The organism is Tenacibaculum crassostreae (assembly GCF_964512405.1).
Classification (GTDB): Bacteria; Bacteroidota; Bacteroidia; order Flavobacteriales; family Flavobacteriaceae; genus Polaribacter; species Polaribacter crassostreae.
Genome location: NZ_CAZELE010000006.1, coordinates 1 through 25,594, shown reverse-complemented (window position 1 = coordinate 25,594; position 25,594 = coordinate 1). Strand labels below are relative to the sequence as shown.

General features: G+C 31.0%; 24 protein-coding genes. 12 read left to right on the top strand and 12 right to left on the bottom strand.

Translation table 11 applies throughout. The features are described 5' to 3' along the window. Window positions 1-59: 59 nt before the first annotated feature. Window positions 60-341 carry a DUF4834 family protein gene (locus ACKTST_RS08100; protein WP_408047256.1) on the top strand — a complete coding sequence of 94 codons (282 nt, stop codon included), beginning with the start codon at window positions 60-62 and terminating at the stop codon, window positions 339-341. A 2-nt stretch (window positions 342-343) separates the two neighbouring features. After that, window positions 344-2,743: a YfhO family protein gene (locus ACKTST_RS08095; RefSeq protein ID WP_408047255.1), complete on the top strand. Its 2,400-nt coding sequence runs from the start codon at window positions 344-346 to the stop codon at window positions 2,741-2,743. Here ACKTST_RS08095 and ACKTST_RS08090 read toward each other — a convergent pair. After that, window positions 2,740-4,278: a helix-turn-helix domain-containing protein gene (locus tag ACKTST_RS08090; protein ID WP_408047254.1), complete on the bottom strand. Its 1,539-nt coding sequence runs from the start codon at window positions 4,276-4,278 to the stop codon at window positions 2,740-2,742. The two genes, ACKTST_RS08095 and ACKTST_RS08090, sit on opposite strands and share 4 nt — an antisense overlap. 462 nt (window positions 4,279-4,740) lie before the next feature. Here ACKTST_RS08090 and ACKTST_RS08085 point away from each other — a divergent pair, with 462 nt between their 5' ends. From ACKTST_RS08085 to ACKTST_RS08065, 5 genes are read left to right on the top strand one after another with little or no spacing between them, the layout of a single operon-like run. Next, window positions 4,741-5,268 (top strand): methyltransferase domain-containing protein, encoded by a 528-nt coding sequence (locus ACKTST_RS08085; RefSeq protein ID WP_408047253.1) that lies wholly within the window; start codon window positions 4,741-4,743, stop codon window positions 5,266-5,268. Beyond that, window positions 5,265-6,440, top strand: a complete 1,176-nt coding sequence (locus ACKTST_RS08080) for a glycosyltransferase family 4 protein (protein WP_408047252.1) — start codon at window positions 5,265-5,267, stop codon at window positions 6,438-6,440. Before ACKTST_RS08085 ends, ACKTST_RS08080 begins: the two co-directional genes overlap by 4 nt. Window position 6,441: 1 nt before the next feature. Next, entirely contained in the window at window positions 6,442-7,722 is a 1,281-nt protein-coding gene (locus ACKTST_RS08075) for a glycosyltransferase family 4 protein (protein ID WP_408047251.1), read from the top strand. Beyond that, window positions 7,719-8,801, top strand: a complete 1,083-nt coding sequence (gene wecB / locus ACKTST_RS08070) for a non-hydrolyzing UDP-N-acetylglucosamine 2-epimerase (RefSeq protein ID WP_408047250.1) — start codon at window positions 7,719-7,721, stop codon at window positions 8,799-8,801. Before ACKTST_RS08075 ends, wecB begins: the two co-directional genes overlap by 4 nt. Before the next feature lie 4 nt (window positions 8,802-8,805). Further along, window positions 8,806-10,311 (top strand): lipopolysaccharide biosynthesis protein, encoded by a 1,506-nt coding sequence (locus ACKTST_RS08065; RefSeq protein WP_408047249.1) that lies wholly within the window; start codon window positions 8,806-8,808, stop codon window positions 10,309-10,311. A 124-nt stretch (window positions 10,312-10,435) separates the two neighbouring features. Here the strand turns inward: ACKTST_RS08065 and ACKTST_RS08060 are convergent, their stop codons facing one another. From ACKTST_RS08060 to ACKTST_RS08015, 10 genes are all read right to left on the bottom strand, one after another. Continuing rightward, window positions 10,436-11,014 carry a Crp/Fnr family transcriptional regulator gene (locus tag ACKTST_RS08060; RefSeq protein WP_408047248.1) on the bottom strand — a complete coding sequence of 193 codons (579 nt, stop codon included), beginning with the start codon at window positions 11,012-11,014 and terminating at the stop codon, window positions 10,436-10,438. A 174-nt stretch (window positions 11,015-11,188) separates the two neighbouring features. Beyond that, window positions 11,189-11,761 (bottom strand): Crp/Fnr family transcriptional regulator, encoded by a 573-nt coding sequence (locus ACKTST_RS08055; RefSeq protein ID WP_408047247.1) that lies wholly within the window; start codon window positions 11,759-11,761, stop codon window positions 11,189-11,191. 22 nt (window positions 11,762-11,783) lie between these two features. Further along, window positions 11,784-12,404 (bottom strand): WbqC family protein, encoded by a 621-nt coding sequence (locus tag ACKTST_RS08050; protein WP_408047246.1) that lies wholly within the window; start codon window positions 12,402-12,404, stop codon window positions 11,784-11,786. Continuing rightward, window positions 12,404-13,987: a signal peptidase I gene (gene lepB, locus ACKTST_RS08045; protein ID WP_408047245.1), complete on the bottom strand. Its 1,584-nt coding sequence runs from the start codon at window positions 13,985-13,987 to the stop codon at window positions 12,404-12,406. Before lepB ends, ACKTST_RS08050 begins: the two co-directional genes overlap by 1 nt. 81 nt (window positions 13,988-14,068) lie before the next feature. Next, window positions 14,069-14,770 (bottom strand): 4-hydroxy-tetrahydrodipicolinate reductase, encoded by a 702-nt coding sequence (dapB, locus tag ACKTST_RS08040; RefSeq protein WP_408047244.1) that lies wholly within the window; start codon window positions 14,768-14,770, stop codon window positions 14,069-14,071. 1 nt (window position 14,771) lies between these two features. Beyond that, the gene (locus ACKTST_RS08035; RefSeq protein ID WP_408047243.1) at window positions 14,772-15,308 is read right to left on the bottom strand and encodes a DUF5683 domain-containing protein; all 537 of its coding nucleotides are present in this window, start codon (window positions 15,306-15,308) and stop codon (window positions 14,772-14,774) included. A 42-nt stretch (window positions 15,309-15,350) separates the two neighbouring features. Then, window positions 15,351-16,238 carry a ParB/RepB/Spo0J family partition protein gene (locus ACKTST_RS08030; protein ID WP_408047242.1) on the bottom strand — a complete coding sequence of 296 codons (888 nt, stop codon included), beginning with the start codon at window positions 16,236-16,238 and terminating at the stop codon, window positions 15,351-15,353. A gap of 9 nt (window positions 16,239-16,247) precedes the next feature. Further along, the gene (locus ACKTST_RS08025) at window positions 16,248-17,012 is read right to left on the bottom strand and encodes a ParA family protein (RefSeq protein ID WP_408047241.1); all 765 of its coding nucleotides are present in this window, start codon (window positions 17,010-17,012) and stop codon (window positions 16,248-16,250) included. A gap of 133 nt (window positions 17,013-17,145) precedes the next feature. After that, window positions 17,146-18,264 carry a DNA polymerase III subunit beta gene (dnaN, locus tag ACKTST_RS08020; protein WP_408047240.1) on the bottom strand — a complete coding sequence of 373 codons (1,119 nt, stop codon included), beginning with the start codon at window positions 18,262-18,264 and terminating at the stop codon, window positions 17,146-17,148. Window positions 18,265-18,349: 85 nt separating this feature from the next. Then, on the bottom strand, window positions 18,350-19,294 hold the full coding sequence (locus tag ACKTST_RS08015) for a lipid A deacylase LpxR family protein (RefSeq protein ID WP_408047239.1): 945 nt from the start codon (window positions 19,292-19,294) through the stop codon (window positions 18,350-18,352). 70 nt (window positions 19,295-19,364) lie between these two features. Here ACKTST_RS08015 and ppk2 (ACKTST_RS08010) point away from each other — a divergent pair, with 70 nt between their 5' ends. Then, entirely contained in the window at window positions 19,365-20,237 is an 873-nt protein-coding gene (ppk2, locus tag ACKTST_RS08010; RefSeq protein WP_408047238.1) for a polyphosphate kinase 2, read from the top strand. Next, window positions 20,225-21,004, top strand: a complete 780-nt coding sequence (ppk2, locus tag ACKTST_RS08005; protein WP_408047237.1) for a polyphosphate kinase 2 — start codon at window positions 20,225-20,227, stop codon at window positions 21,002-21,004. The genes ppk2 (ACKTST_RS08010) and ppk2 (ACKTST_RS08005) overlap by 13 nt, the downstream gene beginning before the upstream one ends. Here ppk2 (ACKTST_RS08005) and ACKTST_RS08000 read toward each other — a convergent pair. Then, window positions 21,001-21,636 (bottom strand): low molecular weight phosphatase family protein, encoded by a 636-nt coding sequence (locus tag ACKTST_RS08000; protein ID WP_408047236.1) that lies wholly within the window; start codon window positions 21,634-21,636, stop codon window positions 21,001-21,003. The genes ppk2 (ACKTST_RS08005) and ACKTST_RS08000 overlap by 4 nt on opposite strands. Window positions 21,637-21,719: 83 nt before the next feature. Between ACKTST_RS08000 and ACKTST_RS07995 the strand changes: the two genes are divergently transcribed. From ACKTST_RS07995 to ACKTST_RS07985, 3 genes are all read left to right on the top strand, one after another. Continuing rightward, on the top strand, window positions 21,720-22,268 hold the full coding sequence (locus ACKTST_RS07995) for a Smr/MutS family protein (RefSeq protein WP_408047235.1): 549 nt from the start codon (window positions 21,720-21,722) through the stop codon (window positions 22,266-22,268). Between the two features lie 15 nt (window positions 22,269-22,283). Beyond that, complete coding sequence (locus tag ACKTST_RS07990) at window positions 22,284-23,417, top strand: cysteine desulfurase family protein (protein ID WP_408047234.1); 1,134 nt, start codon at window positions 22,284-22,286, stop codon at window positions 23,415-23,417. 376 nt (window positions 23,418-23,793) lie between these two features. Then, window positions 23,794-25,594, top strand: a 1,801-nt coding sequence (locus ACKTST_RS07985; protein ID WP_408047233.1) for a hypothetical protein, incomplete at its 3' end; no start/stop codon positions are given.

The window sequence follows — 25,594 nt, the reverse complement described above, 5'->3', positions numbered from 1 at the left end:
AACGCTTCCTTTTGCATCAAATTGTTATTTTTGGTTGATTTTTTTATTTTTTAGAGAAGATGACATATATAAATGAAGCTGGACCAGTGAATTTTTTTAAAACTATATTAATAATTCTGATAATTTATTACGCTTTAAAATTCTTAGCAAAATTATTTGCACCTTACTTAATTAAAAAAGCAGTAGATAAAGTTCAAAAGAAAGCAGCGCAACAGTATCAAAATCAACAACAAAAATCTGATGTTGAAGTAGGAAAAACTGTTATTGATAAAAAGCCAAATACTACGAAACAAAGTAATAATTCGGTTGGCGAGTACGTTGACTATGAAGAAATAGACTAACTATGAATTTAAAGAAATTTTTGCCATTTGTAATTGCAATTATTGTTTTTGCAATTGCATCGGTGTTGTATTTTAACCCTGTTTTAACTGGAAAACAGATGAAGCAGAGTGACATTACTCAGTTTATAGGGATGTCGAAAAGTGTAAATGAATACAGAGCAGAAAAAGGAGAAGAACCGTATTGGTTAGATAATGCTTTTAGTGGTATGCCAGCATATCAAGTTAGTGCTTATTATCCGAATGATTTTGTACGATATATTGATAAAGCTATTCGCTTTTTACCAAGACCAGCAGATTATCTTTTTTTATATTTCTTAAGCTTCTTTTTGTTGCTAACAGCATTAAAAGTTGATTGGAAATTAGCCGTTTTAGGAAGTTTGTCCTTCGGGTTTTCTACTTATTTGATAATTATTTTCGGAGCAGGACATAACGCTAAGGCACATGCAATAGGATATATGCCTATGGTAATTGCTGGTGTTATTTATGTGTTTAGAAAACAATATTTACTCGGATTTGTTCTTACTGCCTTGGCAATGGCGTTAGAGATCTACTCGAATCACCCGCAAATGACGTATTATTTAGGGTTTTGTTTGTTGATTTTAGGAATTGTTGAGTTTATCGAAGCTTTTAAAACCAAAACAATATCAGTGTTTTTAAAACAAGCATCGATTTTAGTTGCTGCTATGTTAATTGGAGTTGGGGCTAATTCAGCAAGATTAATGGCAATGAAGCAGTATGGAGATTATAGTACTCGTGGTAAATCGGAGTTGACTATAAATCCTGATGGTACACCAAAAGAAAAATCAACAGGTTTAGATAAAGAATATATTACGGAGTATAGTTACGGAATTGCTGAAACATTTAATTTAATGATTCCTCGTTTTACAGGTGGAGGAACAGTTGAAACATTAGGAGAAGATTCTAATTTTTATCAAGTTTTAGAACAAAATGCAGGTAAAAGTGTAGCTAAAGAGTATGCTAGTTCGGCATTAACCTATTGGGGGAAACAACCTATTGTTGAAGCGCCCGCTTATATTGGAGCCATTATTTTCTTTTTATTTTTCTTAGGGGTTTTCTTAGTAAAAGGTAGATTAAAATATTGGTTAGTGGCTGTAACTGTATTTTCGATAGTGTTGAGCTGGGGAAAGAATTTTCCTGCGATAACAAATTTCTTTATCGATTATATTCCGTTGTATAATAAGTTTAGAGCGGTTTCATCTATTCAAGTTATTGCGGAATTGTGTGTTCCATTGTTAGGAGTTTTAGCGTTAAAAGAATTTTTCTCATCTGAAACTTTATCCGAAGAAAAAGAAAATGCAGTTAAAAAATCATTTTATATCGTTGGAGGAATTTCTTTACTTTTCATGTTGTTTGGTTCTAGTTTATTTGCTTTTGAAGGATTGCGAGATGCGAATTACGAACAACTTCCAGAGTTAATCGACGCATTAATATCTGATAGAAAATCAATGCTTTTTAACGATAGTTTGCGTTCTCTTGTTTTGGTTTTATTAACCGCTGGAGCTTTATGGCTATATCTTAAAGGAAAGTTACAACAAGTTGCAGTTTTGTTTGTTGTTGGTGGATTGATAGTGTTTGATTTAGTTTCGATAGATTTAAATTACGTAAACAAAGAAGATTTTACCACGGCAAGAAAGGTTCAAAAACCATTTTTACCTACCAAAGCAGACGAAGAAATCTTAAAAGATAAAAGTTATTATCGAGTAGCTAATTTTGCTGGTAGTCCTTTGCAAGATGGTAGAACATCCTATTTTCATAACTCGATAGGAGGTTATCATGCTGCGAAAATGAAGCGTTATCAAGAATTGTTTGATTATCAAATTGCTAAAAATAATTTTGAAGTTCTTAACATGCTAAATGCAAAATATATTATTGTAGGTGAAGAACAATTTCAAGAAAACCCTGAAGCTAATGGTAATGCTTGGTTTGTGAATTCGTTGCAAAAAGTAACTTCAGCAAATGAAGAAATAAAAGCGTTAGATAGTTTAAAAACGAAATCTGAAGCAGTTATAGATGTTTCTGATTTTAAGTATGATGGAGTGGATGTTTTTGAAAAAGATTCTACAGCTACAATTAAGTTAGTTAAGAATGATTTAATTGAACTTACTTATGAAACGAACTCAAGTTCAAAGCAATTTGCTGTGTTTTCAGAGATTTATTACAAAGACGGTTGGAATGCTTATGTTGATGGAGAAAATGTTCCTCATTACAGAGTAAATTATGTACTGAGAGGATTAGAAGTATCAGAAGGACAACATACCATAGTTTTTAAATATGAACCAACAGTAATAAAAACAGGGGGATTATTATCGTTGCTATGCTACGGTTTATTGATATTGGTGCCTATTGGTTGGTTTGTGATTTCAAAAAAGAGGAAAGATTAATCTTCTAAATTTTTAAGGAAAATAGAAGGAGTTACTCCTGTTTGTTTTTTAAAAGCTCTTGTAAAAGCAGATGCGTTGGTATACCCAATTTCTTCTGCAATAGCTTGTATTGAGTATTTTCTAAAAAGTTTGTCGGTTTTTAACTTTTCAACAACATAATCTATTTTTAAACGAGTAGAATATTGTTTAAAAGATTCTTCGTTATGTTTGTTAAAAACAAAAGAAACGTAAGTGGTATTGGTGTTTAATTTTTCAGCAATATAATTGATTGAAAAATCAGGTTTTAAAAAGTCTAGGTTTGTACTAGTATTTTTAAACTCATTAAGGATTTTACTTTCTAATTCTTCATCTATATTATACTCTTTCCTTTCAGTTTCATTAGGCTTGTTTTCATTAATTTGTAAGAGTAGGTCTTTTTTCTTTTTTCTTTCTCCTTTAAAAAGGTAGATAGTTATAGTAATAAGAGTTAAAAGTAAAAAAGTAAAAGAAAAAACAAGGTTGCGTTGTTTTTTTGTCTCTCTATTTTTAATAGTTTCATTTAATTCTTGTGCTTTGTTAAAGCTGTTATTGTAAAATAAATTAAATGTTTTTTCTTTGTTTTTTCTAGCTATATCGTGCTGTTTTAAAGTAAGTTTAGAATATTTAAAAGCACTATCTAATTTGTTTAGCTTGTTGTATTGTTCAGATAAAATATCATAAATGGTTATCAGTTTACTAGTTTCACATTTTTTATGATCTTTTAACAACTTGTTAGAATAATATATTGCTGAATCTGGCTTGTTTAAATTGTGAAAACAAATAGCTTTTTGAAAATATTCTCGATGGAAATAGTGAAAACCATTACTAATGTTTTTATAATTATTGATTATATTAATCGCTTTTTGATACTCTTTTTTAGCCATTAAAACTTCAGTTTTTCTGAAGTTATATATAATCTCAGAATCTTTATGCAAAGGTTTAAAGCTTTTTGCTGCTTCATAGGCTTTGTCATAATAGTAGTTAGCTGAATCTAAAAAACTTTTATTCTCCTTTTTATTATTTAATGATAAATAGGTGTTGCCTAGACAGTTATATGAATTAGCTTTCCATTGGATAAAAAAATCATCGTCTTGAACATCTTTTAAAATAGGTTTTTTAGCATCACGTAAAGACTTAAGCAAGATGCTTTTAGCACTATCTTGCATGTTAAGTTTATTTTGTATTACGGCTTTACTTAAGTTTAAACCTAAAATATTTCTAAAGTTTATATTGTCTTTTAATGGGTGGTTAAGTATTAGCTTTTCATTTTTTATAAGTAGATCGTATGCTTCTTCATGTTTTTCTTGATTTTTTTTAATCCAAAAGAGTCTGTTTAGTGCTGCTATTTTTCTATTGATAAGACAAATTTCATTTTCTTTTTTTAAAGCAGAATCAACTTTAATGATTACTTTATTAATTAAGTTTTCAGCTTCATTATATTTTTTCAGTCTATGTAATCCATAAGCTCTACCTGTATATGCTTCAAGTTTTTTACAAAAGGTTGCAGATTTTTCCAATTTATCGCAGTAAAAAAAAAGACTATCACTATTAATATTTTTATAATAGTTGATTTTTTCAAGATGTATAGAATCTAGCTTTTTTGTTTGGGATGATACTTTTGTAAAAAAAAATAAAGCTAGAAATATGAAAATTAATAATTTATCCATTTAATGTAAAAGTCACTAAAAATTACTTTTTGTGAAAAGCACAAAAGTTGAACTCAAATATACTATTTTTTAATTGTGCTTTTTATAAAAAATGCATACTATCATTTTACCTAGATGGTAAATGGTAGTATGTTTGCAATAAATAAAGCACATTTTATAGTGCGAATTGCTATGGAAAATTAAAAAAATAAGCGAAGAATTGTTCTTCGCTTATTTACTTTTTAAAAAGTATGCCTCATACTTAATGTAATTTTACATCTATTGGTTTCAAATGATAAAATAGTAATACATTTGTTATTAAAATTAAGATTCATGTATGCTAAATTACCAAAGAAAAGGTACGATAATACTTTAAAATTTTTACAAAAGCACATTCCAGCCCCAGCAATTATTTTAGATTTAGGTGTTCGTAACCCTTTTTCCGAAATAATGGAAAAAAATGGATATACGGTTTATAATACTAATGGAGAAGATTTAGACGTGTTACCTCAAATAGTAAAAAAATATGAAGTTGATGTTGTAACAGCTTTTGAAATTTTTGAACATTTGGTAGCTCCGTTTAATGTGTTAAGAGAAATTGAAACAACAAAGATAATAACAACAATACCGCTCAAATTATGGTTTGCAAATGCTTACAGAAGTAAATCAGATATGTGGGATAGGCATTATCATGAATTTGAAGATTGGCAATATGACTGGTTGTTAGAAAAATCAGGATGGAATACTATTGATTCGGAAAAATGGACAAGTCCAGTAAATAAAATTGGAATTAGACCTTTATTAAGAAAATTTACACCTAGGTATTATGCAGTTTATGCAGAAAAAAAGAATTTGGGATGAGAATAGGGATGATTTTAGATAAAACATTTCCTCCAGATCCTAGGGTGCATAATGAAGCAATTGAATTAATAAAATCTGGTCACGAAGTTTTTTTATTTTGTTTAACCTATACAAATCAACCTTATGAGGATGTAATAAGTGAAATTAAAATAAAAAGATATAAATCAAATATTTTTGAATATAAATTATCTGCTTTAGCCTATTCATTTCCTTTTTATTCTTTTAAAATGAAAAAAAAGATTTTTCATTTTTTAGAAGAATATAATATTGAAGCTATTCATATACATGATATGGTAGTTGCTCAAGCTGTATTAAAAGCTAATAAAAAGAAAAAACTACCTGTTATATTAGATTTACACGAGAATAGACCACAAATAATGAAATACTATCCTCATTTACAAAAGTTTCCACAAAGCGTATTGATTTCTTCAGAAAAATGGAAGAAAAAAGAGGAGAGTTTTGTTAAAACAGTAAACAAAGTAATTGTTGTGACACAAGAAGCAAAAGAGGAATTATGTAAGAGAACTAATTTGAATTCAGATAAAGTTGTTGTAGTACCTAACACGGTTAGAAAATCTTTTTTTAAGGAAGAGTTTATAACTAAAATTGAAGATAACAACAATAAGGCTTTTAATTTGCTTTACATGGGTGATACAGGTAATAGAAGAGGGCTTTCTACTGTAATTAAAAGTTTACCTGTGTTAAAAAATCAAATACAAAATATTAAGTTAGTAATTGTAGGTAGTGTTACCACTGAATTAAAAAAGTTATCTGAAGAATTAAAAGTTAAAGAGTTGATAAGTTTTGAAGGCTGGCAAGACGAAACTTTATTTCCTAAATATATAAAACAAAGTGATGTGTGTTTGTCTCCTTTACACAGAAACATACATCATGATACTACATACGCGAATAAGTTATTTCAATACATGAGTTTAGGTAAGTCGCTGTTAGTCAGTGACGCTATTGCTCAAAAAAACTTAATAGAAAAAGTTAGAGCAGGTTTGGTACATGAAGCAGAAAATGTAGAAGATTTTACAGCAAAAGTATTAGAGCTATACCAGGACAAGTCGTTACGAGATGAATTTGGGGAAAACGGAAAGAATTTTGTTAGAAATGAGTTTACTTGGGATAAAACCTCGAAAGAATTAATAAACCTCTACAATAATTTATAATTTGAAGGTTTTAATTATAACATATTATTGGGTGCCAGCAGGTGGTTCAGGAGTACAACGCTGGTTGAAATTTGTAAAATATTTACGTGATTTTAACATTGAGCCGGTAGTTTTTACAGTAGATGCCCCAAACTATCCAATAATTGATACTTCTCTAAAGAAAGACATTCCAAAAGGAATAGAAGTGGTTAAAAACTTTATATGGGAACCTAATGATTTGCTTTCGGTAATAAAAAAGAAAGAAACTAAAACAAGTGCAGGTTTTTTAGATGCTAATCCTAGTTTTTTTGGAAGAGTAATGCACTATATACGTGCGAATTATTTTATTCCTGATGCTCGTAAGTTTTGGATAAAACCTTCGGTAAATAAACTGAAAAAACATCTAAAAGAAAATTCTATTGATGCAATTATAACAACAGGTCCTCCACATAGTTTACATTTAATAGGTTTACAATTAAAAAAAGAATTAAGAATAAAATGGATTGCTGATTTTCGTGATCCTTGGACAGATATTGATTATTTTCATCAGCTACCACTTACCAAAAAAGCAAAATCAAAGCATCATCAATTAGAGCAAGAAGTTTTGCAATGTGCTGATGCAACTTTGGTGGTAGGGAAAACAATGAAGAAAAATTACGAGAAATTTTCAAACAATATTCACGTTGTAACAAATGGTTTTGATTCAGAAGTTGATAAAAAGTTGAATGTTAAACTTGATGAAAAATTTTCGATTACTCACATTGGTTTGATGAATGCTGACCGAAATCCAAAAATATTATGGGAAGCATTATCAGAATTAAGTAATGAAAATACTGACTTTGCTGCCGATTTAGAAATAAAATTAATTGGAAAAATAGCAAATGAAGTAGAAGAGGAGCTGAGTAAATTTAAATTTCAGAATATTATTAAAATATCGTATGTACCTCATAGTGAAGTTCAAGAATATCAAAAAACCTCTCAAGTATTGTTGTTAGCGGTAAATAATGTGCCTAGCGCAAAGGGAATTATCACAGGTAAAATTTTTGAATATTTACAAGCAAAACGTCCTATCTTAGCAATTGGTCCTAAAGATGGTGATTTGGCTGAAATACTAGCTAAAACTAATGCAGGAGTAATAGTTGATTTTGATGACAAGAAGCAATTGAAAAAGGAAATCATGCGGTTGTATGCAGATTATAAGAAAGGTAATTTGAGAGTCGATTCAAACAATATAGAACAATATCATCGAAAAAAACTAACAGAACAACTATCTATCATACTTAAACAAGTCGTTAATTCTTGAAAAAAATAGTAACAATATTAGGTGCGCGTCCACAGTTTGTAAAAGGAGCTGTATTGAGTAGAATACTTCAAAAACATAATGAAATTGAAGAAATAATTGTACATACAGGTCAGCATTTTGATGCCAATATGAGTGCTGTTTTTTTTGAAGAAATGCAAATTCCGAAACCAAAATATAATCTAAATATCAACGGGTTGAACCACGGTGCAATGACAGGGCAGATGCTGGAAAAGATTGAAGAAATTTTGTTACTGGAAAAACCAGAAGCTGTTGTTGTTTATGGCGATACAAACTCTACTTTAGCAGGAGCCTTAGCAGCTAAAAAACTGGGTGTAAAAGTGGTGCATATTGAAGCAGGTTTACGTTCGTTTAATATGCAAATGCCCGAGGAAGTCAATCGAGTTTTAACCGACAGAATTTCAAACTTATTAAGCTGTCCAACAGAAATAGCGGTATCAAATTTAAAAAATGAAGGTTTTGATGGTTTTGATATCCAGATAGAAAAACATGGTGATATTATGAAAGATGCTGTAGAGTTTTACAGCAAAGTTTCAGAAGAAAAATCATCCATAGTACATGATTTAGGTTTAGTTAAGAATGAATTTGTACTAGCAACAATTCACAGACAAGAGAATACTGATGATAAAGAAAAACTAAGCAATATTTTTTCAGCGTTAGAAACAATTCATACAACTAAAAAGGTTGTACTTACTTTACACCCAAGGACAAAAAAAATGCTAGAAAAGTATCAACTAAAACCTAATATCACGTTTATTGATCCTGTTGGATATTTTTCTATGTTAGAGTTGTTGAAAAATTGTTGTATGGTTGTAACCGATAGTGGTGGATTACAAAAAGAAGCTTTTTTTAATAAAAAGTTTTGTGTAATTGCTCGTGAAGAAACCGAATGGAAAGAGTTGGTTACTAATGGTTATGCTACTATTGCAAGAACAAGTACCGAGAATTTAGTTTTAAGTTTTAACCAATTTCTAACTAAAAATAAAAGTTTTACAGAAAACTTATACGGTACTAACGTAGGAGAAAAGATATATCAATCTATTAAAAATTTAATTCAATAGTACATTGGGAATCGTATTTAAACAATCATTCAAAAACACACTAATAATCTATCTAGGGTTTTTAATAGGAGGGATTAACACCGTTGTATTATACACACGATTTTTAGGTGATGAATATTATGGTTTGGCTACTTATGTGTTTTCGGCTTCTAACTTAATTATGCCAATCACAGCATTTGGGATCCATTTTACTATTATTAAGTTTTTTTCAGCATATACTTCCAAAGAAGAGCAAGATAAGTTTTTAAGCTCAGTCATTTTTCTTCCGTTATTAATTGCAATACCAATCGGGTATTTTTGGGATTTTTTCCATAATTGGATTATGGATTTTGTGGCTAAAAGTAATTCAAAAGAAAATTTAATTGTAGAAAATTACACAATTCACATTTATATAATAGCAGTTGCTTGTGCTTATTTTGAGGTTTTTTATTCTTGGGCTAAAGTGCAAATGCAATCGGTTTTTGGAAATGTACTAAAAGAGTTATACAATAGAGTAGCAGTGATGATAATGTTGTTTGCTGTTTATTTTAGTTTTATCACAAAACAAGAGTTTTTGGTGTATATGTCTGCAGCATATGTGTTAAGAACTCTTTTAATGATGTTGTATGCTTTTCGCTTGTACATGCCTAAATTTTCTTTATCATTACCAGATAACTTTAAGGAAGTTTTACGCTATACTTTTTATATCATTTTAGCAGGAAGTGCAGGAGCTGTTATTTTAGATATTGATAAAGTAATGATTCCTGGAAAAGACGGATTTGAAACAGCAGCATACTATACGGTAGCAGTATTTATTGGGTCTTTTATTGAGGCTCCAAGTAGAGCTATGGGGCAAATATTACAACCGTTAACCTCTAAAGCAATTAATGAAAATAACTCTGTAGAAACAGAGAGTTTGTATAAAAAGAGTTCCATTAATTTATTATTGGTTGGTGGATTGTTTTTTGTGCTAGTAAACTGTAATGTAGAAGAGTTGTTTAAGTTGATGCCTAACAAGAATTATGCTGAAGGTGGAGCTTTGGTTGTTTTACTAATTTCATCAGCTAAATTGTTTTTAATGTTGTTAGGGAGTAACGGAGCTATAATTAATAATTCTAAGTTTTATCGTATTACCTTACCTGTAGGTTTAGGGATGGCTTTGTCAGTCTATTTTTTGAATACTTATTTTTATAACGATTTAGGAATGGGAACTGAAGGGTTGGCTTTAGCTACTTTAATAACGGTAGTTACGTTTAATGCTTTTAAGCTGTGGTTTGTTAAGAATAAATTTAATATGACCCCATTTACCAATAAAACATTATTGATGATTGTAGTTATTCTAATTATGTTTTTTGGATTCAATTTTTGGGATTTTTCTGTACCTGAATTTTATATCTTAAAGTTCCCTATTCACCCAATAGTTAATATAATTTTAAAGAGCATTATTATTATAGCAGTTTATAGTGTTGTAGTAGTGAAATTATCTGTTTCAGAACAGATTAACGGTCTTGTAAAAAAGTATAGAAAATAAAAAAGACTTACACACACAAGGGTAAGTCTTTTATTAAGGGGGAAATGAAACAATTATAAGGGGTTTGTTTCTGTTACAAATATAGAACAGATATTTAGTTAGAAAGTTAACATATGTTAACAAATTACTCCGAAAGTAATTTTTTTTTAATTCTACTTAATTGAACAGGTGTTATGTTTAAGTATGAAGCAATATATTTTTGAGTAATTAAGTTGTTAATGTTCGGTATTCTTTCCTTTAATGCCAAATATCTTTCGGTAGAAGATAAAGAAGATATATTTAAAAGTAAATCTTCGGCTTTTAAAAAAGCTCCTTCTAAGACTTTTAAATAAAACAGACTAAATTCATGTTGTTTCTTTGTTAAATCTAATAAGTCGAAAAAATTGCCTTTATAACCTGTAACATTAGTTAAAGCTTGGTAGTTTGCATCTGATGGGGCGTTAAGCATCATGCTTGCTGTTGCTCCAGATACATCACCTGAAGTAAAAAAGGCTCGAGTGTTTTCAATTCCATTTTCATTAACTAAAAAAGAGCGTATAATTCCAGTTTTTATGATGAAAAAATCTGTAGGATATTCTCCTTGTTTTGTGAAGATTTCATTTGGCTCAAGCTCAGTATAGGTTACCAAATTTTCGAAAATAGAAATTAACTGGTCAGATAAGTCTATATATTGATGAATAAATCTTTTAATATCATCATTCATAATTAACAAGTTGTTTGTGATGGGTAAGTTACTAAGTTAATAAAAAAAATTTAAAGTATAAATATGAGAAAACAGACCTACTTTAAGGGGATTAGGTCTGGTATAAGGGGTGTTGTAACTTGTTAATTACACTACAAATATATATAGGTTTGTTTTTCAGAACATTAACATATGTTAATAAATGTAATTCTTTCTAATTCTACTTAACTGAACAGGAGTAATATTTAAGTAAGAAGCAATATGATATTGATTGATTAGATTGTCTATTCCAGGATGTTTTTCCTGTAGACTTTTATACCTTTGAGTAGCATCTAAGGTTTGTAATTCTAGTATTTTAGATACTTCTCTTACATAAATATGTTGTAAAACTTTATAGTGAAAAATAGAAACATCGTGGTGTTTTAAAGATAAATTATAAAAATCTTGATAACTGCATTCTATTACCTCACAATCAGATAAGCATTCATAAATTAGAGTAGAAGGGGCTTTTTTTATTAAAGCACCTAAATCACCAGAAGTGCTTATAGGTGTGTAAATTGTTTTGGTATGTTCTTTTCCTTTTTCGTCTATACTATATGCTCTAATTACACCTTGTTTTAGAATGTAAAAATTTTTAGGAGTCTGATCTAACTTAACTATTTGATGATTCTTAGAGTATTTTTTAACCTTAAGAAGTCCGTAAATTTCTTCTAAAGAATCATCTGTTATAGGATGAAAATTTGCTGAAAAGTTTTTGAAAAATTCCATAGAAGAAGAGTTAAAGTTCTGTTTAACTCAAATTTACGTTAATTTTCTCTAAAAAACTAATAGTGTTTGGTCCTTCCATAAATAGAAGGTCTAAAATTGATAGATTAGGAATAAAACCGTGTTTATCATCAAACATTTGAATGTATGAATCCATTTCAATTTCAACTCCTTTTTTGGCGATAGCTAAATCTCTATAATCAGTTTGATTTGGCACTAAATCATATTTGTCTGTTTTAACAAAATTCTGATTCATTTGCAGTGCATCGGTAACAAATAAATGAGTATCAATATTTAAATCTTGTAAAAAAGTATACTTTTTGTTGAAAATGGTTAATAAATCCTCTTCAAAAAATTCAAAAAAAGGAGATGATCTATAGGCAGATTGTAACGATTTATAATGTTGTTGTTGCCAAGGAAAATCGTTTTCAACCAAGGTGTCTTTTGTTTTTTTTCTACCTTCTTTTGTTTTGTGTTTTACAGGGATATTCAATCCTAATTTACCGTTAGCACCATAAATATAACAGCGGTTACGATAGGTTTGCTTTTGGAAATTATCTTCTACTTCAAAAGCAATTTCTTCCGATTGATAAATAGCTGCATATTGAGAAATAGGAGCAAAGTAAGTAGGAATAAAAAGTGACATTATGCTTTCTTCTTTTTACTTTTTCTAAAACTATACACAATGTATCCAGCAATTGATAGCATTACTAACCATAAATAAGATACAGGTTCACCACTACCCCCCACAGTAGTAAACATTCTATCCCAACGAATAGAACCTAATTTTGCCATAAAATTTGGTGCATTTGCATCCCAACTTAACCAAATCATTACGGGTTTACCAACCACATGGTCAAAAGGTACATAACCCCAATTTCTGGCATCTAAAGAACGTTGACGGTTGTCACCCATCATCCAGAAATAATCTTGCTTAAAAGTGTAGGTTTTCGCTTTTTCTCCGTTTATGTAAATGTCATCACCAAAAATAGTTAAATCGTTGTTTTCATATCTTCGGATGATTTGCTCGTAAAAAGGAATAGAAGCAGAGTTTAACTCAACTGTAGCTCCTTTTTTAGGAATGTATATTGGCCCGAAATTGTCGTTTGACCATGCATACCTTGGGTCGTGTGGAAAAACCGACTTGTCATAAAATCCTTTAGGAGTTAAGTATTTTTCAACGCTTTTTACAATAGGATTTTTAGCAATTAAAGCAGCTTCTTCATCGGTAAGATTTAAAGCATATTTTCCATCATTAGTCATTTGACCTTCTCTGATATTATATCTAGCAATAGCTCCTTGACTAAACTTTTCGCCATCTGTATCTACAATAAAATACCATTGTGGTTTTGCTCTATCCGGTAATACTGTTTTTTCACGGTTGATAAATACATAACCGTCACGAACTTCTAAACTATCACCTGGTATACCAACACAACGCTTAACATAGTTTGTACGTTTGTCTATCGGTTTGTATGTGAAATTCCCTGAATTGTCGCCCCACATAGTAGCTAAAGAGTCTGATGGCCAACTGAAAACTACAATATCGTTACGCTTAATTTTCTGAAAACCAGGTAAACGCATATAGGGTAATGATAATTTATTTAATAATCCGTTTTTGTTTTTGTCATCTGATAAAAATGATTTTGTTCCTACTAGTGGAATAGTATCATGTGCCATTGGTGCTGCAACTGTTGTCATAGGTATACGCGCGCCGTAATGAAACTTACTTACAAATAAGTAATCACCAACCAATAAGGTTTTTTCTAATGAAGAAGTTGGTATGGTGTAAGGTTGCATGAAATAGGTGTGAACTAAAGTAGCTGCAATAATTGCAAAAGCGATAGAACTTACCCATTCACCTGCTGCTGATCTAGGTTGCAAACTTCTGTTTTCTATATATTTTGCATCAGTTGCATAGTTGATGTAATAGATGTAGAATCCTAAAGTTAAAATAGCTAAAAATGTATCTGGTTTTTTGTTAAATCCGAAGCTGCGGCAAGTTTCAACCCAAATAATCGGAAACATTAATAAGTTTACTATTGGAATAAATAGTAAAATAACCCACCATTTAGGGCGGTTTATAATTTGCATTAGTACGATTGCGTTATATACAGGTATAGCTGCTTCCCAAGCTTTTCTACCTGCTTTCACATATAACTTCCAAGTACCTAAAAAATGAACAACTTGAATTATTAAAAAGAATAAAAACCATTCAGTAAAAGTCATAATCTATATTTTTTGCGTCTCCTTTTTCGGATATAAAATTCTAAATTTATTAGTGTTTTTAAAATTAAGTTAGTTACGTTATTAACCTAAGTTTAACACATCTCTCATGGTGTAAACACCAGTTTTGTTGTGCAGCCATTCTGCAGCAATAACCGCGCCCAATGCAAAACCTTGGCGGTTATGAGCGGTATGTTTAATGTCAATTGTATCAATATCAGAACTGTAAGTTACTGTGTGAGTTCCAGGAACGTCTGGAGTTCTAATTGCTGTAATTGGAATGTTTTCTTCGGAAGTTATTTTTTCTAACTCCCAATTTTTTTTGTTTGAATTTTCAATGATACCTTCTGCTAAAGTAATGGCAGTTCCGCTTGGTGCATCTAACTTTTTGGTATGATGAATTTCTTCAAGAGATATATTGTATTGCTCAAGAGTATTCATCATTTTAGCAAGTTGTTTGTTTAATTCAAAGAAAACATTTACGCCTAAACTAAAATTTGAAGCATAGATAAATGCTCCTTTTTTGTCGTTGCATAAATCTACAATTTCATTATATTTTTCTAACCAACCAGTTGTGCCAGAAATAACAGGAACTTTATGGTTGATGCAATTGCTAATATTGTTGTATGCTGATGAAGGAACGCTAAAATCTATAGCTACATTTGCAGTTGTAATATCGTATGTTTCTTTTCCTGAGGTTTTTATAACGATTTCATGCCCTCTTTGTAAAGCGATTTTTTCAATCTCTTTACCCATTCTTCCATAACCGAGTAAGGCTATTTTCATCTTAAAAGGAATATTTTAATGTTAACCCCACTTTTGGAGCTTCAATAAATAAAGGATCTGGGGTGATTACCGGATTTAGTGACAAACTATCATCAGTGTCAAACTGTAATAGGTGCGCATTAACGCTAGCTTCTACAATTTGTAACACGTATAATAAAACACCTGTAAGTAGTGATAAATCTCTGTTTTTACGTAATGTTTTTTGAGCGGATTCTAACCCGTTAGTAGAGATAAAAGGATTACCATCTTTACCATCAAACTCGTCTGTTAAACCCTGACCTCTACGCTTAAAAGCTGTTCGGTAACGGTCGTACTCGTTACTGTTATCAATATAAAAGTAAGCGCTTGTACCCATAGCAGCCCAAACAATAGGTGCTTTCCAATATTTTTTATTGTAAATCTGACCCCCACCTGGAAAAATAGCTGAATAAAACGCTGCTTTTGATGGTGAAAGCGGATTGTATTTGTCGCTTGTTAACTGAAGTTGTTTTGCTCTTACAGCAATGGAATCTTTTTGAGCAAAGGTATTTTGAAACAAAAAAAGACTAAAAAAAGCGAATATGATTACTCGTATGTTCAATTACTTTAATAAGTTTTTAATACGGTTAAAATCTTCTTCTGAATGAAAAGGAATTGATATTTTTCCTTTTCCACGATTATTTACAGTAACATCAATTTTATGACCAAAGTAATCGCTAATATCTTTCACGCTATCAGAAATATAAGTTGGTAAAACTTTCTTTTTAGCAGCTTTTGCAACTGTACCAGCTTTTAAGTTTTTAACCAATTCTTCTGTTTGACGTACCGATAATTTATCGCGAACAATTTTTTCGTAAATGTTTAACTGATCTGTAGTGCTATCAACATTAATTAGCGCACGTCCATGCCCCATAGAAATAAATCCATCACGCATTCCTGTTTGAATAATAGGGTCTAGTTTTAATAAACGCAAATAATTGGTAACTGTCGAACGTTTTTTACCAACACGAGTACTTAATTCTTCTTGTGTAAGTTGAATTTCATCAATTAAACGTTGGTACGAAAGCGCAACTTCAATCGGATCTAAGTTTTTACGTTGAATATTTTCTACCAACGCCATTTCTAACATTTCCTGATCGTTCGCTAAGCGAATATAAGCAGGAACTGTTTTGTTTCCAATTAATTTAGAGGCTCTAAAACGACGTTCACCAGAAACTAACTGGAATTTATCACTCGATAATTTACGAACTGTAATTGGTTGAATTACGCCTAATTCTCTAATTGAGCTAGCTAATTCACGTAAAGCTTCTTCATCAAAATAAGTTCTAGGTTGGTATGGATTAACTTCAATCGAAGTAATATCAATTTCAATAATATTTCCTACTAATTTATCAGCATTTTTGTCTGATGCTGAATTTACTTCAGCAGTTTCTTTTAATAATGCAGATAAACCTCTACCTAAAGCTTGTTTTTTGGTTGCTTTTGCCATTTATGGTGATTATGCGTTTTTAGTTATGATTTCGTTCGCCAAATTTAAGTAATTTACAGCACCTTTACTGGTTGCATCGTATGAAATTATACTTTCACCGTAACTTGGTGCTTCACTTAAACGGATATTTCGGTGTACTATTGTTTCAAAAACCATAGAGCTAAAGTGTTTACGAACTTCATCAACTACTTGATTAGATAAGCGTAAACGAGAATCGAACATGGTTAATAGTAATCCTTCAATTTCTAATTCTGGATTATGAATTTTTTGAACACTTTTAATAGTGTTTAACAGTTTTCCTAAACCTTCTAAAGCAAAATATTCACATTGAATTGGAATTACCACAGAATCTGCGGCTACAAGAGAGTTTAAGGTTATTAAACCTAAAGAAGGAGCACAATCAATTAAAATATAATCATACTCATCTTTGATGTCTACTAACGCTTTTTTAAGCATGTATTCACGTTCTTGCTTGTCTACTAATTCAATTTCAATAGCAACTAAATCTATATGGGCGGGAATTAAATCAACATTTGGAGAATCGGTTTTTAAAATTGTGTCTTTTGCTGAAGCTGTATGTTCTAAAACTTGATATGTTCCAATTTCTACACTTTCAACATCTAAACCTAAACCAGAAGTAGCATTTGCTTGGGGGTCAGCGTCAATTAATAACACTTTTTTTTCTAAAACACCTAAAGCCGCAGCTAAGTTTACCGATGTAGTAGTTTTACCTACGCCACCTTTTTGATTTGCAATTGCAATAATTCTACCCATTATAATTTATAAAGTTTGAAAGAGGTAAATTTACAATTATTTATGGTTTTTGAAAGTGAAAGATGTTAACAACAAATAAAAAAAGCCACAGGATTGATTCTGTGGCTTTTGTGGTTTTATTTGAGGTGTATTTTTATCCGTTTAACATAACTGGCATTACTAGCATCGTAATTTGTTCACCTTCTTCAGTTCCGTCAATCGGAGTTAAAATTCCTGCTCTATTTGGTAAACTCATTTCAATTAAAACATCGTTAGAGTTTAAGTTGTTTAACATTTCACTTAAAAAACGAGAGTTAAAACCAATTTGCATGTCATCGCCTTGATAATCACAGTGTAAACGTTCGTCTGCTTTGTTTGAGTAGTCTAAATCTTCAGCTGAAATGTTTAACTCAGTTCCAGCCATTTTTAAACGAATTTGATGTGTTGTTTTACTAGAGAAAATAGACACACGACGAACAGAGTTTAAGAAAGAAGCTCTGTCTACTGTTAATTTATTTGGATTTTCTTTTGGGATAACTGCTTCGTAGTTAGGGTATTTCCCGTCAATTAATCGACAAATTAAAACCACATTATCAAAAGTGAATTTAGCATTTGTGTCGTTGTACTCAATAGTTACATTGTTTTCTGCTCCTCCTAAAACTCCTTTTAATAAGTTTAAAGGTTTTTTAGGCATGATAAATTCTGCTGATTTCTCTGCAGTGATATCGGTACGAGTATATTTTACTAATTTGTGTGCATCAGTAGCAACAAAAGTTAATTCTTTAGAGTTGAATTGAAAAAATACTCCACTCATTACTGGTCGTAAATCATCGTTCCCAGCAGCAAAAATAGTTTTAGAAATAGCGGTAGCTAAAATATCAGAAGGAATTTCTGTGCTACTTGGTGAAGGTAATTCCATTGCTTTTGGGAACTCATCTCCACTAAAATAAGCCATGTCGTATTTACCTTGTTCCGAAATAATTTCAATAGTGCTATCGCCTTCAACTTTAAAAGTTAACGGTTGCTCTGGAAAGGTTTTTAACGTATCTAGTAATAAACGAGCGTTAATAGCAATTGCTCCAGTATCAGTACTTTCTACTTCGATAACTGAAGACATGGTTGTTTCTAAATCAGAAGCTGATATTTTTAATTCGTTTTCAGATAGTTCAAATAAAAAGTTATCTAAAATTGGTAATGTGTTATTGCTGTTTATAACTCCTCCTAAAACTTGTAGCTGTTTTAATAACTGTGAGCTAGATACGATAAATTTCATTGAATATTTTTTCTATTTATTAGACTTACAAATATATTTTAATTTGATGATTTTAAAAATTATTTTTTTAAAGCTGATTTTACTACTAATTAAACTGATAATTTAATTGAATTGTACCGTAGAAATTTCCCTTAGGCACCCTGATACTTTTCAATTTTTTAGTGTGATAATTTACTGCGTATCCAAAATTAAATCTATTAGCAGTAAAACGAATTCCGAATTCAGTAGTAAATACAAAAGGTTCTAATTCAAAAGTAACAGGATTGTTGTCTGTTAAAAAACTACCTTGAATAGTAGCGTCATATATCGCATAGCGAAGCATTGGATTTATATATAGGAAAACTTCAGGTTTGTTGTTGAAGCTACTGTTTTCGTTGTTTAAATTTCCGCTAAAAGCAATTGAGTTGATAATTTCTTCTAAAGGTTTAAATCCGACACGACCATAGAAACCTGTTGATATGTTGCTGTAAACAGTTCCAACTTGAGCTTTATTTACCCAGTTAAGGTCAAAGACGTCGTCTTTATTAATTTTTTTTATGAATTCTGTATTTAAGTTTAAACCAAAAGCATTTTTTATTTGATACTCCCAACCAATGGCTTTTTTATATCCATATATATCATGAATAAAATCTTGCAGCTCTTTACTCATTGCTGAAGAGCCAATTGTTCCTATTTGACCTGAAAGCTTTAGGATAGAATTGTTTTTGTAGAAATTATGGATACCAAAACTTCCGTATAAATAACCAGCGAAAGGACGGTCGTGTTCTTCAACTGTTTCTACAACAGCTTTAAAAGGAGTGTACATATGATGTCCAGCTTGAATTTCATAGATGCGTTTTTCTACACTTTTAAGCTGTTTATTGCTTACGTATCTATACGTTAAAAACATTCCATTTGTATAGTAGCGATCTTGGTGAGTAGAAATGTATAAATCGTTGTCGTTTAAAAAACTAATTTCTTTAGAGTATTTTCTTTGAGAGAAAGTATGAAGTGAAAATAGTACAAATAAAAGTATGATATTTTTTTTCATAGCTGTAAATATCGTATTATTTTAGCACAACTCAGGTTTAAATCCTGATTAAGATTAATTATCCAGATTTATGAAGGAAAAACCAGTGTTGACTATTGAAGATTTTGAAAGTGTTTCGTCTAATGATGAATTGTTAGCGATTGTAAAAAAGAAAGGAATTTCTATAGCTAAAGTTCAGGTGAAGTTAGATTATGAAGAAGAATTAAAAAAACTTCAAATAGAGTTGGTAAAACTTCAACATTGGATTGCGGTAAACAAAAAACGTGTAGCAGTTATTTTTGAAGGAAGAGATGCTGCTGGTAAAGGAGGAAGTATCCGTCGTTTTATGGAGCATTTAAATCCGCGTTCTACTCGTTTAGTTGCATTGAATAAACCTACAGATGTAGAAAAAGGGCAATGGTATTTTCAGCGTTATATTAAAGAGTTGCCTAACCCAGGTGAAATAGTGTTTTTTGATAGAAGCTGGTATAATCGTGCAGTTGTAGAGCCTGTTATGGGGTTTTGTACAGAAGATCAGTATAAAAAATTTTTAGCGCAAGTTCCTGAGTTTGAACATATGTTGTATGAAGATGGAGTAGTGGTAATAAAGTTTTGGTTGTCAATTTCAAAAGATGAACAGTTAAGAAGGTTTAACTCAAGAAACGATAATCCTTTAAAACGCTGGAAGTTTAGTCCTGTAGATAAAAGAGGGCAGGAGCTTTGGGATAATTATACCTATTATAAAGATGAAATGTTTAGCAAAACACACACAACTTATAGCCCTTGGATTTTGGTAAAAACAAATAATAAAAAAGAAGCTAGAGTGGAGTGTATGCGTCATGTTTTGTCACAATTTAATTATGACGGAAAAGAAGGAGCGCAAACAGTTTTAACACCAGATTCAAATATAGTGATGCGTTACCATCGCTCAGTAGAAAAAATAATTAATGTATGGAAAGATTAACGCAGGGAGATGTGAATAAGCTTAGTAGCGCAAGAGGTTTAAAAGCTTTGTTGTCTAAGCCGTTTAATATAGAAAAAGCGATTCGTTATACAGACTATGAGCGTAAACTAAAGAAGTTGCAAGTAGAAATGATTCGTTTACAAGCGTGGGCAATAAAAGAAAACGAAAGAATTATTGTGCTTTTTGAAGGAAGAGATGCAGCCGGAAAAGGTGGTGCAATTCGAAGAATTACTGAGCGTATCAATCCACGTCATATGAGAATCGTGGCGTTACCTAAGCCAAATGAAGATCAAAAAACGCAATGGTATTTTCAAAGATATGTAGAGCAGCTTCCTAAAGCGGGTGAGATTGTGTTTTTTGATAGAAGTTGGTATAACCGTGCTGTGGTAGAGCCTGTAAATGGATTTTGTACGCAAGAAGAATATGAGGTGTTTATGAATCAGGTAAATGATTTTGAGCGAATGATTTTAGAGTCTGGAATTCGTTTAGTTAAAATTTACATGTCTATTACTAAAAAAGAGCAAGCAAAGCGATTTAATGATATTAAAGAAAATCCGTTAAAACAGTGGAAAATGACCGCTGTTGATGCTAAAGCACAAGAACTTTGGGATGATTATACCGAGTATAAAAAAGCGATGTTTTCTAAAACAAATACTGAAATTTCTCCATGGAAAGTTATACGTGCAAACAGAAAAACGGCGGCTCGTATAAGTGTGATTAATCACGTTTTAAAAAGTATTCCTTACGATAAAAGTATCGAGGTTTAAATAAGTCTTTGTTTTATTTCATTAAAAATAAAATACAGTTCACCTGCAATTTGTTTGCTGGTTTTTAAGTAGGTTTCTTCAGTTAAATCTGTGTTGTCGGAAGCCTTTGGGTCTGTATAAGGCAAATGAAAACGTTCGATAGCGTCAGGAATAAACGGGCAGTTTTGGTCGGCGCTATCGCAAGTAGTAACTGCTATAAATGGATAGCTATTTTGTGGGTGATCAAACACTTTAGAAAATCCAAGAATCGATTTTTTAGTTCCTTCAAAAGAAATTAAATATCGAGGATTTTGGTGTGAAAAATCTACTACACTAAAGGTAAATCCTGTTTTTTGTAAACATTTTACAGTATTTCTGTGAAAAGAAGTGGTTTCTGTTCCTCCAGAATACGTGAACATGTTTTTTAGGTTAAAATATTCAATAGCAAAAAAACTCCAAATTTGCGCAAATTGACTTCTGCGTGAATTGTGAGTGCAAATAAAGTTTAGGTTTATTTTTTCTCTTTCAAGGTATTCATCGAAGATAATATCAGAAATCGATACCAATAATTTTTTACGATCATCAGTAATTATTAGTTCTTTATAAGCTTCTTCAAAAAAAACTTTTGTGTTGATATTTTTAGTGTTTATCATTTATTTGCAGTTCTTTTGCATTGTAATATTATTTGCAAAAATACAAGCTAAAACTCTTTTAGTTAATTAAATAAAGGTTAAGTATGTGTTTAGAAATCGGTAATAAAGTAGCGGTTATAGATGCGAATGTTAGAGGATTCGTAACAAAAATTAATAAAGACGAAGTTTTTGTTAAGGATGATAGCGGGATGGAATATCGATTTTTTAAAGAAGAGTTGGTTAAAATAGAGCAAGACCAAAACGAGTTGAGTAAGTTTTCTGATATTAATAACTCTATGCTAAAAGAGAAAACTCAAGGAACTCAGAAAAGAAAAAAAACAATCTTTACTAAAGATAGAAATGAAGTAGTTATGGAGGTTGATTTACATGCTGAGAAGTTGGTGAAATCAACAAGAGGGATGGATAATTACGATATTCTTTCGCTTCAAATTAGTGTTGCTAAACAAAAAATTGAATACTGTATATCTAAAAAGATATCAAAATTAGTGTTAATTCATGGTGTTGGCGATGGAGTGTTAAAAACTGAACTTTACTATTTATTAAATAATTATTCGGTAAACTATTATGATGCTTCGTATCAAAAATACGGTCAAGGAGCTACTGAAGTGTATGTTTTTCAGAATCCGAATTAATTGTACTTTTGCTGCATGAATTCTGTTTATTTAGATAATGCTGCAACAACACCTATGTTGCCTGAAGTTATTGATGTTATGCAACAATCAATGCAAACTATTTATGGTAATCCTTCTTCAACTCATCAATACGGTAGAAAAGCGAAAACTGCTGTAGAAACTGCAAGAAAGAATATAGCAAAACAGTTTAATGTGTCTTCTAGTGAAATTATTTTTACAGCAGGTGGTACAGAGGCAGATAATTTAATTCTTCAAAATGCTGTTCAAACTCTTGGGGTTAAAAGAATAGTTACTTCAAAATTAGAGCATCATGCAGTTTTAAATACAATTCAGTTTTTAGAAAAAAAACATAAAATTGTTGTTGAATATGTTAGGGTAAATGAATTTGGAGTTGTTGTATTGGATAGTTTACAGGAAATTCTAGCAAAATCAACTGAGAAAACCTTGGTAAGCTTAATGTATGTTAATAATGAGATTGGTAATTTATTACCGATTGATAAAGTGTCGGACTTATGTAAAAGTTACGATGCTTATTTTCACTCAGATACTGTGCAAGCTATTGGTCATTATAAAATTGATTTACAAAAAATTCAGGTTGATTTTATAGCTGCGAGCGCTCATAAATTTCACGGTCCGAAAGGAGTTGGATTTGCGTATGTAAAAAAAGGTATATCAGTTAAGCCGATGTTGTTTGGTGGGGAGCAAGAGAAAGGTGTAAGGTCGAGTACAGAAAATGTTCATGCTATAATAGGTATGGAAAAAGCATTGACAATTGCTTGTGAAAGCATGGAATATGATGAAGAGTATATAGGTGCGTTAAAAAAATATTTTGTAGGTAAAATACATGAAGAAATTCCAGAGGTTGAAATTAATGGTGAATCGATAGATAAGACAAGTTATACTATTGTGAATCTTAGATTTCCGGTTAAAGATAAAATGTTACTCTTTAATTTAGATATTTCTGGTGTTGCTGTTTCTGGGGGGAGCGCTTGTCAAAGCGGAAGCAATAAAGGGTCGCATGTGTTAAGTGCTTTTTTAAATGATGAAGAGTCAGAGAAAACATCAGTAAGATTTTCTTTTAGTAAATTGAATACAAGAGACGAGATTGATTATGCAGTTGAAAAATTAAAAAATGCGTTAAAAATTTAAAAAAATCTATTTTTAATAGATTTAAGAGTTTTTTTATTTTTTTTAAAGGTTTTGTTCGTTTTTTTTAAAAAAACTCTTAAAAGAAGCTTAAATAAGGTTGCTTGTATTTGAGATATTTATACAATTTTAAATTATATAAAATTTATTTATTGTTTTGTTTTTTTGTGACCGTCCAAAATAAAAAAGCATCTAAATATATAAATAGATAAACTAATATTTTATATTTGTGTTTTAATTAGTAGCCCCCCGAAACTAGTGTTAAGCCATTTTATGCCAAATGGTTAATGTTTAGTTTCGAGGGGTTTTTTCATGTCCTATAGTGTAATTAAATAGTTGTTTAGGTTTAAGTCAATTAGTGTAAACTAAAAATAATTTTATGAAGAATTATTACAATTCAGTTTTTAAGATTAAGACACAAGTTGTTTTTTTATTGTTTCTTGTTATAACGTCGTTTACTAACGTTTCTTACTCTCAGTGTCCAAATGGTTCGCAAACGGTAGATTTTACTAGTTTAAATTCGGTTTCTGGTTTTACAACTACTAGTTGTTCCGATTCACAAGCAACAGTTACTTCAATTTTTTCTGATCCTTCTAGTGTTGGGGCTGTTTCAGGTAATCAATTGAGTATGACAAGTGCAACAATTGGTGATGCCATAACGTATGTTATAACTTTTTCTGAACCTACACCTTTAGTTGATTTTAAGGTGGGGGATATTGATGCAGGGACATTTCAAGATATTATAACTTTTACAGCTGAAAAAGATGGTATAGATATACCTTTAACTTTAACTAATGCTGGTGCAGGAACTCCAAATTATACTATCAGCGGTCAAACTGCATCAGGAGATACAAATAACGCAGATGATACATCTGATGATAGTGCTGTTTTAGTTAATTCTGGAGGAGAGAAAATTACAACATTAACTTTAGTTTTTACTGCTGGTATTGCTGGTGATTTTCAAAAAATATTAATAAGAGATTTTAATGTTTGTTGTCCTGTAGAAATTCCTTCTACAGATTTAACAATAACCAAACAATCTACACCGAATACTAATGTAGATGTTGGAGACACAATTACGTATACAATTCAGGTAACTAACAATTCTACTACAGAAACGGTAGAAAATATATCACTTCAAGATGTGTTACCTTCTGGAGTTTCTTATGTTAGTAATACAATATCAAGAACATATAATAAAGATAATATTACTACCTTATCTGGTAGTTTTACTCAAGACTTAGGAACATTTTCTTTCAGTAATCAAAACCCAGGCACTCAAGAGTTTATTTTAACTTCTGGAAGTATTCCTAGTTCTGCAACTTTGACTTCTTATTCTTTTGAAGTTCAGGGTAATACGCCGCAAAGAGGGAATACTCCAGATAAATTTGATGATGACTGGAGAAGTGATGTGTCTTTGGATGGTATATACCCAGGAGATATTGTTATTGTAGATGATGGTACTGTTGATGTTGATGATGATGAGTTTGGAGGAGATAATTCGGGAACCTGGAATACTGTTACAAGGTCTATTAGTGCTTCAGGAAGCCCTTTTGGTATTTATGCGTTTGATTGGTATGATATTGATCCTCAAGGATCAAATACTAATAATGTTACTAAAGCAGAGTTTACGATTAATTATACTTATGAGTCAGTAACTAGAAGTTCTGTTACAGATGCATTAGGTACCGTGACGAATTTAGTAGAATCGACAGAGAATATAGATTTAGAACCAGGAGAGACTATAACAGTCTCTTTTGATGTTACTGTAGATAGTGGTACAGAATGTTTGACTTTAACAAACTCGGCTACAGCTAATGCAAATAATATTTCGGCTAGTATTTCAGATACTTCACAAAACACGGTTAATCCGCCAACAGCTGTTTTAACAAGTAGTGATGCAGACAATACAATTTGTGCTGGAGATAGTATAACTTTTACAGGATCTGGTGGAGATCAATATGAGTTTTTTGTAAATGGAGTGAGTGTTCAAGCATTATCTACTGATAATACTTATGATACTACAACGCTTACAAACGGACAAGTTGTAACAGTTCGAGCAGTTAAAAATACACCTTCTGGTTGTGATGATCTTAGTGATGGTATAACTGTAACGATAAGTCCAGCACCAACTGCAGAAGCAGGAGCAGCAGGAAGTATTTGTGCGGGCGATGACTTTA

Coding starts and splice junctions, on each gene's coding strand:
- ACKTST_RS08100 (WP_408047256.1), top strand. CDS start 60: ATGACATATATAAATGAAGCTGGACCAGTGAATTTTTTTAAAACTATA.
- ACKTST_RS08095 (WP_408047255.1), top strand. CDS start 344: ATGAATTTAAAGAAATTTTTGCCATTTGTAATTGCAATTATTGTTTTT.
- ACKTST_RS08085 (WP_408047253.1), top strand. CDS start 4,741: ATGTATGCTAAATTACCAAAGAAAAGGTACGATAATACTTTAAAATTT.
- ACKTST_RS08080 (WP_408047252.1), top strand. CDS start 5,265: ATGAGAATAGGGATGATTTTAGATAAAACATTTCCTCCAGATCCTAGG.
- ACKTST_RS08060 (WP_408047248.1), bottom strand. CDS start 11,014: ATGAATGATGATATTAAAAGATTTATTCATCAATATATAGACTTATCT.
- ACKTST_RS08055 (WP_408047247.1), bottom strand. CDS start 11,761: ATGGAATTTTTCAAAAACTTTTCAGCAAATTTTCATCCTATAACAGAT.
- ACKTST_RS08050 (WP_408047246.1), bottom strand. CDS start 12,404: ATGTCACTTTTTATTCCTACTTACTTTGCTCCTATTTCTCAATATGCA.
- lepB (WP_408047245.1), bottom strand. CDS start 13,987: ATGACTTTTACTGAATGGTTTTTATTCTTTTTAATAATTCAAGTTGTT.
- dapB (WP_408047244.1), bottom strand. CDS start 14,770: ATGAAAATAGCCTTACTCGGTTATGGAAGAATGGGTAAAGAGATTGAA.
- ACKTST_RS08030 (WP_408047242.1), bottom strand. CDS start 16,238: ATGGCAAAAGCAACCAAAAAACAAGCTTTAGGTAGAGGTTTATCTGCA.
- ACKTST_RS08025 (WP_408047241.1), bottom strand. CDS start 17,012: ATGGGTAGAATTATTGCAATTGCAAATCAAAAAGGTGGCGTAGGTAAA.
- dnaN (WP_408047240.1), bottom strand. CDS start 18,264: ATGAAATTTATCGTATCTAGCTCACAGTTATTAAAACAGCTACAAGTT.
- ACKTST_RS08015 (WP_408047239.1), bottom strand. CDS start 19,294: ATGAAAAAAAATATCATACTTTTATTTGTACTATTTTCACTTCATACT.
- ppk2 (WP_408047238.1), top strand. CDS start 19,365: ATGAAGGAAAAACCAGTGTTGACTATTGAAGATTTTGAAAGTGTTTCG.
- ppk2 (WP_408047237.1), top strand. CDS start 20,225: ATGGAAAGATTAACGCAGGGAGATGTGAATAAGCTTAGTAGCGCAAGA.
- ACKTST_RS08000 (WP_408047236.1), bottom strand. CDS start 21,636: ATGATAAACACTAAAAATATCAACACAAAAGTTTTTTTTGAAGAAGCT.
- ACKTST_RS07995 (WP_408047235.1), top strand. CDS start 21,720: ATGTGTTTAGAAATCGGTAATAAAGTAGCGGTTATAGATGCGAATGTT.
- ACKTST_RS07990 (WP_408047234.1), top strand. CDS start 22,284: ATGAATTCTGTTTATTTAGATAATGCTGCAACAACACCTATGTTGCCT.